The organism is Vreelandella lutescens (genome assembly GCF_014640815.1).
In the GTDB taxonomy this organism is placed as follows: Bacteria; Pseudomonadota; Gammaproteobacteria; order Pseudomonadales; family Halomonadaceae; genus Vreelandella; species Vreelandella lutescens.
Genome location: NZ_BMHM01000002.1, coordinates 152688 through 165770 on the forward strand (window position 1 = coordinate 152688; position 13083 = coordinate 165770).

At 56.1% G+C, this 13083-nt stretch carries 11 protein-coding genes; all 11 read left to right on the forward strand.

Translation table 11 applies throughout. The annotated features are described in order from the left end of the window. Position 1: 1 nt before the first annotated feature. On the forward strand, positions 2 to 337 hold the full coding sequence (gene ftsL / locus IEW65_RS05010; protein WP_188638402.1) for a cell division protein FtsL: 336 nt from the start codon (positions 2 to 4) through the stop codon (positions 335 to 337). Further along, positions 334 to 2040, forward strand: a complete 1707-nt coding sequence (locus IEW65_RS05015) for a peptidoglycan D,D-transpeptidase FtsI family protein (protein WP_188638403.1) — start codon at positions 334 to 336, stop codon at positions 2038 to 2040. Before ftsL ends, IEW65_RS05015 begins: the two co-directional genes overlap by 4 nt. 16 nt (positions 2041 to 2056) lie before the next feature. Further along, entirely contained in the window at positions 2057 to 3547 is a 1491-nt protein-coding gene (locus IEW65_RS05020) for a UDP-N-acetylmuramoyl-L-alanyl-D-glutamate--2,6-diaminopimelate ligase (RefSeq protein ID WP_188638404.1), read from the forward strand. Continuing rightward, positions 3547 to 4902, forward strand: coding sequence for a UDP-N-acetylmuramoyl-tripeptide--D-alanyl-D-alanine ligase (locus IEW65_RS05025; RefSeq protein ID WP_188638405.1), 1356 nt, complete (start codon positions 3547 to 3549; stop codon positions 4900 to 4902). The genes IEW65_RS05020 and IEW65_RS05025 overlap by 1 nt, the downstream gene beginning before the upstream one ends. 9 nt (positions 4903 to 4911) lie before the next feature. Next, entirely contained in the window at positions 4912 to 5994 is a 1083-nt protein-coding gene (gene mraY, locus IEW65_RS05030) for a phospho-N-acetylmuramoyl-pentapeptide-transferase (RefSeq protein ID WP_188638406.1), read from the forward strand. 69 nt (positions 5995 to 6063) lie between these two features. Continuing rightward, positions 6064 to 7443, forward strand: coding sequence for a UDP-N-acetylmuramoyl-L-alanine--D-glutamate ligase (gene murD / locus IEW65_RS05035; RefSeq protein ID WP_188638407.1), 1380 nt, complete (start codon positions 6064 to 6066; stop codon positions 7441 to 7443). 11 nt (positions 7444 to 7454) lie between these two features. Further along, on the forward strand, positions 7455 to 8636 hold the full coding sequence (ftsW, locus tag IEW65_RS05040; RefSeq protein ID WP_188638872.1) for a putative lipid II flippase FtsW: 1182 nt from the start codon (positions 7455 to 7457) through the stop codon (positions 8634 to 8636). Positions 8637 to 8654: 18 nt separating this feature from the next. Beyond that, complete coding sequence (gene murG, locus IEW65_RS05045) at positions 8655 to 9752, forward strand: undecaprenyldiphospho-muramoylpentapeptide beta-N-acetylglucosaminyltransferase (RefSeq protein ID WP_268234701.1); 1098 nt, start codon at positions 8655 to 8657, stop codon at positions 9750 to 9752. A gap of 53 nt (positions 9753 to 9805) precedes the next feature. Then, positions 9806 to 11218 (forward strand): UDP-N-acetylmuramate--L-alanine ligase, encoded by a 1413-nt coding sequence (gene murC / locus IEW65_RS05050; RefSeq protein ID WP_188638874.1) that lies wholly within the window; start codon positions 9806 to 9808, stop codon positions 11216 to 11218. Continuing rightward, a complete protein-coding gene (locus IEW65_RS05055; protein WP_188638408.1) occupies positions 11215 to 12144 on the forward strand; it encodes a D-alanine--D-alanine ligase in 930 nt (309 codons plus the stop codon). The genes murC and IEW65_RS05055 overlap by 4 nt, the downstream gene beginning before the upstream one ends. 30 nt (positions 12145 to 12174) lie before the next feature. Beyond that, positions 12175 to 12903 (forward strand): cell division protein FtsQ/DivIB, encoded by a 729-nt coding sequence (locus IEW65_RS05060; protein ID WP_188638409.1) that lies wholly within the window; start codon positions 12175 to 12177, stop codon positions 12901 to 12903. Positions 12904 to 13083: the final 180 nt, after the last annotated feature.

A 13083-nucleotide genomic window follows, 5' to 3' on the forward strand; every position in this document is an offset into this window, starting at 1 on the left:
TATGAGCATTGAGCGGCTAGTGCATTGGGCTTCCACACTGCGGGCAGAGTGGCCGTTTAAACTACGTCTTCGCCTGTGGCCCATCACTGTTATTGTGCTGTTTTTTGCCTGCCTGTTGACCGGACTTACGGTAGTCGCTACGACGCACATGACGCGGGTACAGTTTGCTGAGCTACAGCGGTTAGAGCAGGAAAAAAACCAGCTGCAGACAGAGTGGGGCCAGCTGTTGCTGGAAGAGGGGGCTTGGTCAACGCCAGCCCGTATTGAGCAAATTGCCACGGAACGGCTAGAGATGCGCATTCCTGACGTAAATGATGTCGAGGTGATCCGGCCATGAGGCGTGACGGTCGGGGAGGGAAATCCCGCCAATACCCTATTGCGCCGCCACTTGCCGGTGGGCGCTTTTCCTTTATTTTACTAGCAGTAGCGCTCGCCTCTGTCATTTTGATTGGGCGAATCACGCTGTTGCAGGTGATTGATCGCCCATTTCTACAGAGTCAGGGCGATGCTCGCACGCTCCGCCATGAAGCTATCCCCGCACACCGCGGGATGATTACTGACCGTAACGGTGAGCCTCTGGCCATTTCTACGCCGGTGGTAACGCTGTGGGCAAACCCGCAAGAGCTTCCTTCTGACGCCATTCAGCGTGTCATGCTGGCGCAGGCGTTAGGCATGTCACTGGATGACTTTGAGTCGCGTGTGTCTCGCTATAGCAGCCGAGAATTTATGTACTTGCGCCGTCAAATGACCCCAGAAGCGGCCCAACGTATACTCGATTTACGCACGCCGGGAGTTTACCCTCAGCGCGAATATAAGCGTTACTACCCTGCGGGTGAAGTGGCCGCTCAGTTGCTGGGTGTTACCAATGTGGATGATGTGGGGCAGGAGGGGCTAGAGCTCTCTTATCAACCCTATCTAGCGGGCCATCCAGGTCAGCGACGTGTCATTAAAGACCGGCGCGGTCGGTTGGTGCGCGAGTTAGGCGTTATTCGTGATGCGCAACCCGGCGGGGAACTTGCCCTTGCCATTGATCAGCGCATCCAATACATGGCTTACCGAGAGCTGCGTGCTGCAGTAGCTGAGCATGAGGCGGACGGTGGCGTGCTGGTAATGATGGATGCCCGCACGGGTGAAGTTCTAGCCATGGCAAACCTTCCCTCTTATAACCCCAATAACCGCGCGGGATTGGATCCTAGAGGATTGCGTAATCAGGCTGTCGTGGATGTCTTTGAGCCGGGCTCTGTCATGAAGCCCCTGGCCATGGCTGCGATTCTTGAAAGTGGTATTGTCGGACGTGATGCGGTGGTGGACACATCACCCGGCTGGATGAGGATAGATCAGTTCACTATCCGAGATTTCCGCAACTACGGTGAGTTAGATCTTCCCGGAATTCTTGAAAAGTCCTCTAACATTGGTATGTCGCGGTTAGCGTTGCAGCTCAGCGACACGGCTATTTGGGAAAAATATAATCAGCTTGGCTTAGGGCAAAGCCCTGGTACGGGCTTTCCGGGAGAGTCAACGGGCAGCTTGCCTGCGCCTGTTCAGTGGTCACGAAGCGAACGTGCCGCACTCTCGTACGGCTATGGTTTGTCGGTATCCGCACTGCAATTGGCGAGCGCTTATACCGCGTTGGCGAACGGCGGTGAACGACTGCCTCCCTCCCTGTTAAGGTTGTCAGAACCTCCTCAAGGTATTCCTGCAATATCGCCAGACGTTGCAAACGATTTACTGGATATTCTTGAGACGTCCGTAGGGGCTTACACGGGCGGGCGGCGTGCTCGAGTGGAGGGGTATCGTGTCGGCGGTAAAACCGGCACCGTGCGTAAAACAGGTCAGCAGGGATATGCAACTGATGCCTACCGAAGCGTGTTTGCAGGTATTGCCCCTATTTCAGATCCGCGCATTGTGACCGTGGTAATGATTGACCATCCCCGAGCGGGCGAATTCTATGGCGGTGCAGTGGCAGCACCGGTGTTTTCCAGCGTCACCGGTAATGCCTTGCGGTTACTTGATGTACCGCCAGACCACGATGCCGAATAGTGTTTAAGGAGATGGCATGACGATATGCCCCGACCAGTTACGGAAAGCGTTGCACCACGTCTGGCCAAGTGCAGAGTTGCCCCCGTGGCCTAACCTGCCTGAGCAGTTCAACTTGATCACTGACTCTCGTTCGCTGACGGCTGGTGACGTGTTTGTAGCCGTGCCTGGGAGCCAGCGCGATGGGCGCGAATATATTGATCAAGCCTTGGCCAGGGGAGCCTCGCTGGTGCTGGCGCACACCAAAGATAGTGATATGTGGTTGGAAGGATATGTGCTCTTTCTGCCACACCTGTCGCTGCGTCTAGGCGAGCTTGGGCGGGCGCTATTTGATGTGCCGCGTGACCTAGAGGTGATTGCCGTCACAGGAACTAACGGTAAGAGCTCTGTAACGCACTACTTGGCTGAGCTGAGTGAGCAGCTAGGTACCTCGGCCGGTGTCATTGGCACATTGGGAGTGGGTCGACCAGGCCGTTTATTGGAAAGCGGCTTAACCACGCCAGGCCCGCTGGCGCTTCAGGCGACGCTGGGAGAGCTGGCCCGCCAGGGCGTAAAGCGCGTTGCACTTGAGGCATCTTCCCATGCGTTAGATCAACATCGCCTAGACGCAGTAGACGTCAATGTAGCGGTCTTTACCAATCTAACGCGTGACCATCTGGATTATCACGGCAGTATGGCGGCTTACGCGGCCGCAAAAGCCAAGCTGTTTCGACGTGCAGAGCTCACCCTTGCCGTGGTTAACGGCGACGATCCGCTCGCGAAACTGATGTTGGCAGGCTGTGATAGCCGCGTGCGTGTGCTGGCGACGGGTGGAGACGAGGCGGTGACGCTGCGTGTTCTTGATTGGCAGCCTCATGCGCTTGGACAGCAGGCGTTGGTCGCCACCCCTGAGGGTGAAAAAGTACTGCAGCTGGGCCTAATGGGCCGCTTTAATCTGGATAACGTGCTGCTGGCGATCGCCGTGCTTTATGGGCTGGGAGAGTCTCTTGACGATCTCTTTGCCGTTGCGGCCAAACTTGCCCCTGTGCCGGGGCGCATGGCGTGCTACGGCGGCAATAAAGCCCCTAGTGTGGTAGTGGATTACGCGCATACACCTGATGCGCTGCACAGTGCCATGGGTGCCTTGCGCGCCCATCTGGGGGGGCAAGGAAAGCTCTGGTGCTTATTTGGATGTGGCGGTGAGCGGGATACCGGTAAGCGTGCTGAGATGGCCAAAGTGGCTGAGCAGTTGGCGGATCGCATCGTGGTGACCGACGATAATCCCCGTCATGAAGTCGCCGAGCAGATTCGACAGCAGATTCATGCGGGCTTTACGGGCAGTGTGGCGGTAGATGATATAGGCGACCGGCGTCAAGCCATCCTTTACGCCGTGCATCAGGCTGCCGCTGACGACGTTATCTTGATCGCTGGAAAAGGGCATGAGGCGTATCAAGAGATTGAGGGCGTTCGGCATGCTTTCCAGGATGACGAGCAGGTGCTGCAAGCCTTGGCGACGCGGGGAGTTGCCTAATGTGGGCATTGGCAGAAATTGCCGCAGCGCTTGGCTGCCATGTCTCGGCAGAAAATGCCTCCTTGCCTATTTCATCGGTCGTCACCGATACGCGCAAGATTGAGCCTGGGTGTCTGTTTATTGCCCTAAAGGGGCCGCGCTTTGATGGCCACGAGTTTGTTGAACAAGCCCGGGAGCAGGGGGCAGCCGCCGCTTTGGTTGAACGCGCTGTTGATAGTGCGCTGCCTCAACTTATTTGCGCGGATACCCGGCTTGGGCTGGGTCTGGTCGCACGAGCGTGGCGTCAGCGATTTACATTGCCGCTGGTAGCGGTCACCGGCAATAGCGGCAAAACCACCGTGAAAGAGATGACCGCTGTGCTGCTCGCTCCGCTGGGCAGCGTGTTAGCCACTGAAGGAAATCTTAATAACGATATTGGTGCCCCGCTAACGCTGCTGCGTTTATCCCCTCAACATCAAGCGGGTGTTGTTGAATTGGGTGCTAACCACCTGGGTGAAATCGCTTGGACCAGCCAGCTAGCGGCCCCGCAAGTCGCCATTATCACCAATGTGACGGGTGCCCATGTGGGCGAGTTTGGTGGTATGGGGCAGATTGCTCAGGCAAAGAGTGAAATTTTAGCCGGTCTTGGCACCCAGGGTACCGCCGTTATTAATCGTGATGACCGTTACTACAGCTTTTGGGCTGCCTGCGCTACTCCGCGGCAGATTGTAAGCTATGGCTTACATGAGGATGCGGACGTTCACGCACGGGCACTTTCCTGTGACCCCCAGGGGCGGTATGCTTTCACGCTTGTTGCGAACGGTCACGTCCTGGGTGACGTGCAACTGCCGCTTATTGGTAAGCATAATGTGAGTAATGCCCTGGCCGCTTCGGCTGCGGCATTGGCGCTCGGGGTTTCGGCAGAGCAAGTGGTGTCTGGATTAAGCCGCCTTGCTTCGCTGTCTGGCCGATTGAGCGTCGTGCCAGGCCTGCGCCAAGCCACCCTGCTGGATGATACTTACAATGCCAATCCAGGGGCGGTGAAAGCTGCCTTGGATGCACTGGCTAGTTTTCCTGCGCCACGCTGGTGTGCCTTGGGGGCAATGGGTGAACTGGGTGGCGAGTCGCATGCCTTGCATGCAGAGATCGGTCGCTATGCCGCGTCGTTAGGGGTGGATGCCTTGCTCACTTATGGCGAGGCGGCGCGCGCGGCATCGGAAGCCTTTGGTCGCGGGCAGCATTTTGACGACCACGAGACGCTAGTGCGTCATGTTATTAATACTCTTCCGCCTAACGCCACGCTGTTGGTGAAAGGGTCGCGTAGCGCAGGCATGGAAACCGTCATTGCCGCGCTACGTGCGGATGAAACAAGGTAAGCGCCGTTCATGTTACTTCATTTGGCGAATTTTTTAGCCCAATATCAATCTGCGTTTCAAGTTTTTAACTATCTAACACTGCGTGTCATTCTGGCGGCACTCACCGCACTGATGCTCTGTCTCTGGCTAGGCCCGTGGGTGATTCGTCGCCTGGTAGAAGGCCAGATTGGTCAGGCGGTGCGCGATGATGGCCCGCAGTCACATCTTTCTAAAGCGGGCACTCCCACCATGGGTGGGGCAATGATTTTGCTCGCCATTGCTATCAGTACGTTGGTATGGGGTGACTTAACCAATTATTACGTTTGGGTAGTGTTGCTCGTTACCCTGGGCTTTGGGGCGGTTGGTTGGGTCGATGATTACCGCAAGGTAGTTGAGAAGAATCCCCGCGGCTTGCCTGCCCGTTGGAAATATTTCTGGCAGTCGGTGGTGGGTATCAGTGCCGCTGTGGTGCTTTATCTGACGGCCACTACGCCAGCTGAAACCAGCCTGCTGATTCCCATGTTTAAGGATGTGGCGTTACCGCTGGGCGTGTTCTATATCGTCCTGAGCTATTTTGTCATTGTGGGCAGTTCGAATGCTGTGAACCTCACCGATGGTTTGGATGGTCTAGCGATCATGCCCACGGTGTTGGTGGCGATGGGGCTTTCTGTGTTTGCTTACGCCAGCGGTAATGCGGTATTCGCTAACTATCTGCATATCCCGTTTATACACGGCACCGGAGAGCTGGCGGTGTTCTGCGCCACGATCGCAGGCGCAGGGCTCGGGTTTTTATGGTTTAACACCTATCCTGCTCAGGTTTTTATGGGCGATGTAGGCGCACTTGCCTTGGGGGCTGCCTTAGGCGTGGTCGCGGTGATTGTCCGTCAAGAGATCGTCCTGTTCATTATGGGCGGTATCTTTGTATTGGAAACCGTCTCAGTGATTTTGCAGGTGGGCTCTTATAAGCTGACCGGCCGTCGTATTTTCCGTATGGCACCGCTACACCACCATTACGAGCTGAAAGGCTGGCCAGAGCCACGGGTCATTGTGCGCTTCTGGATTATTACCGTCGTGCTGGTGTTGCTAGGCTTAGCCACGCTCAAAGTTCGTTAATAAACGTTCGTTGATAAGAGAAACAGCGGGCGGCGTTCGCCGCCTTTGGCGCATGGCATAAGGAGCCGCATGGTGCAGGTACCTAACGGATATACGCTGGTGGTCGGGCTAGGGCTTTCTGGTCAGGCAATATGCCGACATCTTACCCGACAGGGTATGCCGTTTATGGTGGCTGATACCCGCGAAAAACCGCCTGGGCTAGAGGATTTTTACCAGACTTACCCCGGTATTACCGTGCACTGTGGCCCGCTCACGTCACTGGACGTAAGCCAAGCGCATGAAGTGGTGCTTAGCCCAGGCGTTGATCCTCGCACGCCAGGCTTGGAAGGCTTGCTTGAGCGCCATAATCCCGCCACTGGCGAGCCGATGCTGGTGGGTGAAATCGCGTTGTTCAAACGGGTGGTTAAAGCGCCGATTGCTGCGATTACGGGCTCGAATGCTAAATCGACGGTCACCACCCTGTTGGGTGAAATGGCCGCTGCAGCAGGCGTTAACGCGGCCGTAGGGGGCAATCTCGGGACGCCTGCCCTGGATCTTCTATCCCTTCATCCGGATGCGGACCTCTACATTTTAGAGTTATCCAGCTTTCAGTTAGAAACCACGCCTTACTTGGGCGCTGCCTCGGTCGCGTTCTTAAATCTCTGTGACGACCACCTGGACCGTCACGGCGATCTTGCGGGCTACCGTCAGGCGAAGCAGCGAATTTTCATCGGCGCAGAGCACGCCGTAGTGAATGCTGATGATCCACAAACATGGCCGACTCAGCCGCTGAAACGCATCGAGCGCTTTGGCGTAGAAGCCTCCCATGACGCGGAGTGGAGGCTTATGGAGCGGCACGGGCGTTGGTGGCTGATGCAGGGCAGTACGCCCTGGCAGGCTGCCGATGAGCTGCGTATGACCGGGCAACATAATTACGCCAATGCGCTGGCTGCGCTGGCCATGGGGCAAGCATTAGGCTTTGATCAAACCCGTATGTGCCGTGCCTTAACAGCGTTTGCGGGCTTGCCGCACCGCAGTGAAACGATTGCAGAGCTGAAAGGTGTTCGTTGGATCAACGACTCAAAAGGTACCAACGTAGGCGCTACGCTGGCCGCCATTAGTGGGATTGGGCCAACGCTGGACGGGCAACTGATTCTGCTGGCAGGGGGAGTTGGAAAGGGGGCTGATTTCTCGCCGTTGGCGGCACCTCTGGCAAAGTGTGCGCGCGCTGCCATTGTGTTCGGTGCCGATGCGCCACAGCTAGCGAAGGCCCTGGAAGGGGCATTGCCTATTGAGCATGTCGGCCATTTAACGCAAGCGATGGAGATGGCCTTCGCCATGGCAACGCCCGGCGACTGCGTGCTGCTCTCACCGGCTTGCGCCAGCCTGGATCAGTTTGCTAACTATCAAGCGCGTGGCGATGCATTTCGCCACTGGGTCGAGCAAAAAAGCAGCGAGATGATGCCATGAGTGATGAATCCCTGAGCAGAATACAGCGCTGGCGCGCTGCGCTGACGACCCAGCATCTGCCTTGCGATATTTGGCTAATCGTAGCGGTGGTCGCGCTGGCGGGACTCGGTTGGATCATGGTGAGCTCCGCGTCGGTGGGCCTGCTGGAAAATAGTTTTCACTACACCCGCCAGCACGGTGTTTTTCTATTGCTAGCCATTATGGCCTGCCTATTTATGCTCTGCGTGCCATTGGAACTATGGCGACAGAATGCGGCGCTCATTTTATTGTTCAGTATTTTTATGCTGATGTTAGTGCTGGTCATCGGCCAAGAAGTGAATGGTAGTAAGCGCTGGATTTCACTGCCTGGACCATTACCTAGTTTGCAGGTGTCTGAGCTGGCGAAAATCGGTCTGATTTTTTACATGGCCGCGTTTATGTCAAGATTCACCTATGAGTTACGTCAGCGGGCGTTCACCATGTGGCGACCGTTGGCGGTGCTAGCCGTGCCAGCGGGGCTGCTTTTTTTAGCCCCGGATTTTGGGGGCATGGTGGTTTATACCGTTTGTGTCATTGGTATGTTGATGATGAGTGGCGCGTCGCTAACGCTACTGCTTGGCAGCGGAGGAGTGTTGGGCTTTGGAGCGGTGATGATGGTCGTTATGGAGCCCTACCGCTTAGCTCGCTGGACAAGCTTTCTTGACCCCTGGGCGGATCAGTTTGCGACGGGTTACCAGTTAACTCAGGCGTTGATTGCCTTTGGCCGGGGGCATGTGACCGGCACGGGGCTTGGCAATAGCGTGCAAAAGCTTCATTACCTGCCCGAAGCTCACACCGACTTTATTTTTGCCGTGGTGGCGGAAGAGCTAGGTATGATCGGTGCCATTGTGGTTGTTCTGCTCTTTACTCTTTTTATCGTACGTGCCATGTGGGTTGGGCGTCGTGCTGAGCTGGCAGGGCATCTGTTTGGAGCATATGTCAGCTACGGGATTGGCTTTATTGTCGCGGCGCAGGCATTCATCAATATGGCAGTTAGCGCAGGGTTGCTACCCACAAAAGGGCTTACCCTGCCGTTAATTAGTTATGGTGGCTCTAGTCTGCTGGTAACTGGGATGATGATCGGATTATTGCTGCGCGTGGATGCTGAAACTCGGCATCGCCCACGGCGTACGCCTACTCCCTATCGAGCACGCCGCGAGCCTCGGCTATCGTAATTTTTTAAGGAGTCGTTTGTGGCGACGAACCTGCGTCGACGGATATTAATCATGGCCGGTGGAACCGGTGGGCACGTTATTCCTGCGCTATCGTTAGCGCATGCGTTACAGGCCAAAGGTGTCGACGTTGAATGGCTGGGAAGCCCGCGTGGTATCGAAAATCGGCTAGTGCCCAAGGCTGGTATTACGCTGCACACCATCGCGGTTGAAGGTCTGCGGGGCAAAGGTCTGGCAGGTTGGTGTAAAGCGCCTCTTAATCTCTCCCGTGCGGTTATCCAGGCACGGCGCATTATTAAACGCTTTAAGCCTGATGTTGTGGTTGGTTTAGGTGGCTTTGCCAGTGGCCCTGGGGGGCTTGCGGCGTGGCTGTCAGGCGTGCCGCTAGTGATTCACGAGCAAAATGCCGTGGCAGGTTTAACCAACAAAGTGCTTTCACGACTAGCGTCGCGCACTTATGCCGCTTTTGAAGATGCATTTGGCCGTCGGGCCGAGGTCATTGGTAATCCTGTGCGCGATGATATTTCGGCGCTGGGTGAGCGTCCTAAGCAGGCAGCCGAGCTGGTGAACAGACCGCTCAGGCTATTGGTTGTGGGCGGCTCGCTCGGTGCGGTAGCGCTCAACGAGCGTTTACCGCCAGCTCTTGCCGCGTTGCCGCCAGAGCGACGTCCTGAGGTGCGACACCAAGCCGGTAAAGAGCGTGACGTCACAACAGCACACGCCTATGCAGAGTTTGGCATTGTGGCCGATGTCAGCCCCTTTATTGATGATATGGCGACTGCCTACGCATGGGCCGACTTAGTTGTGTGCCGTGCAGGGGCGTTAACGGTTGCCGAGCTGGCAGCAGCGGCAAAACCTTCACTTTTAGTACCGTTCCCCTTTGCCGTCGATGACCATCAGCGGGTTAATGCGGATGTGCTGGTGAAGGCGGGGGCGGCGCAGTGTGTCATCCAGTCAGCTCTTACGCCTGAGCGTTTAACTCAATTATTAGATGAATTACTTCATCCCGACAGGCTGGCGGAAATGGCGTCTAAGGCGCGCCAAGCCGCATATTTAGATGCCACTGAGCGTCTAGCAGCAGGCTGTTTGGGTTTGGTAAAGCAAGGAGAAACTGCGTGACCGATTCAGTGACTAACCTGTCGCCGCAGGGGGCTCGTCCAACCGGCCCCGGCATGCGTCGTATCAAGCGGCTGCATTTTGTAGGTATCGGTGGTGCAGGCATGTGTGGGATTGCCGAAGTGTTGGCGAACCAAGGCTACCAAGTCAGCGGAAGCGACACGAAGGCCTCTGCCGTCGTCGAACGCCTGCGACAGTGTGGCGTGAGCGTGGCCATTGGGCATGCCGAAGAGCACGTGCAGGGTGCCGATGTCGTGGTTGTCTCCAGTGCTATTGATGAAACCAACCCTGAGATTCGTTGGGCTCATGAGCACCGTGTGCCAGTAGTACGCCGGGCTGAGATGCTGGCTGAGCTGATGCGCTTTCGCCATGGTATTGCGGTTGCGGGCACGCATGGTAAAACGACGACGACCAGCCTAACCGCGACGCTGCTGGCTGAGGGTGGGCTTGATCCGACATTTGTGATTGGTGGAAAGCTGACCAGTGCGGGTGCCAATGCGCGGTTAGGCGAGGGTGACTATCTCGTAGCGGAAGCAGATGAGTCAGACGCCTCTTTTCTTCATTTGCAGCCTATGGTCTCGATTGTCACCAATATCGATGCTGACCATATGGCGACCTATGGCGGCGATTTTGAGCGCTTAAAGAGCACCTTCATCGAGTTTTTACACAACTTGCCATTTTATGGCCTTGCGGTGCTGTGTATTGATGACCCCCATGTGCGCGTGCTGTGTGATCAGATTAAACGACAGTTTGTAACTTACGGGTTTGATGAAGATGCCGATTACCGCATCGTTGACTTCTCTCAGCAGGCGGCAGAAGTCTCGTTTACTGCCCTTCGCCCCGGAGGTGCTGCGCCTCTAGCGATTCGTCTCGCGATGCCCGGTCGCCATAATGCGCTCAACGCCATGGCCGCCATTGTCGTGGCTACCGATGCGGGCGTGAGTGATGACGCTATTCAGCGCGGTTTGGCAGGGTTTGCGGGAGTGGGTCGGCGCTTTCAGGTGCATGGTCACTACCCGGCACCTTCTGGCGGCGGCGACATTATGCTGGTGGACGACTACGGGCATCACCCCCGTGAAGTGGATATGGTGATTAAAGCCGTACGTGCGGGTTGGCCGGATCGACGCCTTGTGATGCTTTACCAGCCTCACCGTTACAGTCGCACCCGGGATCTGTATGAGGATTTTGTGCGTGTACTTTCCCAAGTGGATACCCTGGTGCTGCTGGATGTATACAGTGCCGGTGAGGCGGTTTTGCCGGGTGCCGAGGGGAAAACACTGGCGGGCTCTATTCGTCAACGTGGCGAGGTCGATCCGCTGTTTGTTGAGCATAAGCAGGAGCTGCCTGCCTTGCTGAAGAATGTGCTGCGTCCTGGTGATATCTTGATTACTCAGGGAGCGGGGGATGTAGGCGGCATTTCACTTCGCCTGGCCCAGGCAACATTGGAACTGGACGAGGTGGCGCTATGAGCGGTGGAAAAACCGATTCTGTGGGCAGCGTTGTCGTGGTTTATGGCGGCACATCGGCAGAGCGCGACGTCTCTCTGAAAAGCGGTGCGGCGATTCTGGCAGCACTGCAGCGCCAGGGAGTCGATGCCGTGGGTTATGACCCTAAAGAGGAAGGGCTCACGGGGCTTGAGCGTCTCGCGCCCAGTGCCGTGTTTGTAGCATTACACGGGCGCGGCGGTGAAGATGGCACCTTCCAGGGAGCATTAGAGCTTCTGGGCGTGCCTTATACCGGCAGCGGTGTGTTGGCCTCCGCGTTGGGAATGGATAAACAGCGCACTAAACAAGTCTGGCAGGCCGTTGGGCTGCCCACGCCTGAAAGTATTATGCTCAGTGAGCATGCTGACTGGTCAGCCGTGGTTGACCAGTTGGGGCTGCCGATGATGGTGAAGCCAGTGCATGAAGGCTCTACCCTGGGCATTAGTATTGTCAAAAACCACGATGAATTAAAAGCAGCCTACACCGCCGCCGCTCAGTTTGATGCCCGGGTAATGGCAGAGCGGTTTATCGTCGGTGATGAGTACACCGTTGCGCTTCTCGGGGATGACGTACTGCCTGCCATTCGAGTAGAGGTGCCGGGTGGGTTTTATGACTATGAAGCCAAATATATCGCGAATACTACCCAGTACCACCTACCTTGTGGGCTGTCAGAGCAGGACGAGCAGACGCTTGCCGCGCTGTGCAAAGACGCCTTTTTAGCGGTAGGAGGCGAGGGGTGGGGGCGTATTGATGTCATGCGGGATGCGTCGGGCAAGTTTTGGCTCATTGAGGTCAACACCGTGCCGGGCATGACTGACCACAGTTTAGTACCGCAGGCGGCTGCCCATGCGGGTATCGACTTTGATCAGTTGGTTCTGCGTATCTTACAGACCGCCGTTCAGCGAGCTTGACGTGATGAGTCGCTGGGCAATAGGAACGTTATGAAAAAACGCAACGCATGGCTGGGCGTTGTACTGCTGGTACTGCTGCTGGTTGCTGGCAGTCGTGCCTTATGGCTTTGGCTTGATCGCCCCATTGAACGTGTATCAATCCGAGGTGAATGGGAGTACGTCAGTGCGGATTACTTGCGTACGCAGCTAGCTCCCTTAGTGCAGGAGGCGACGTGGCTCTCGGCAGATTTAGGAGCGCTTCGTCGCCGAGCTATGGATATTGGTTGGCTATACGAAGTGCGTATCTCGCGCGAGTGGCCCAATGCGCTCGTGTTTGAGCTTATCGAGCAAACGCCCGTCGCCCGCTGGAATGATGATTTTCTATTGAACCCAGAGGGCGAGCCGTTTGCGTTTGCTCCTCTGGAAGTGCCTAGTGGGCTGCCTGATTTAGCAGGCCCGGCGGGCAGCAGTGAAGAGGTGTTGGCCTACTACAATCGTTTGATGCCTCACTTTGCAGGACTCGCTCTTTCCCTTTCTCAGCTTCGCCTTGAACCCCGAGGTGCATGGCGTTTGCAGTTGGGGGATGGTGCCTGGGTAATGTTAGGTAGGCGTCAGCATGGTGAGCGATTAGCGAGGCTATCCGCATCTTGGCAGCGCGAACTCGCCAGTTTAAGCGACCATATCCGTTATATTGACTTACGCTATCCTAATGGCGTTGCAGTCGCTTGGCATGGTGAAACCGATTTTCAAGAGAGTGAGGAGCAAGGGCCAGAAGAGTAACAACAGATGACAATGTGCAAGAAGTAGGAAAAGGTGAGTGGTTGCCAACGCCGAAAAACCCGCCAATAGGGTTTAATTTGACTCCCAAGCCAATTATCGTAGGTGTGGGCTAGTCGTATTACGACTATTGTTTCTATACTATGTCCCTAGCGGTGATGTGGGTGAGTTTTTATTATCCTG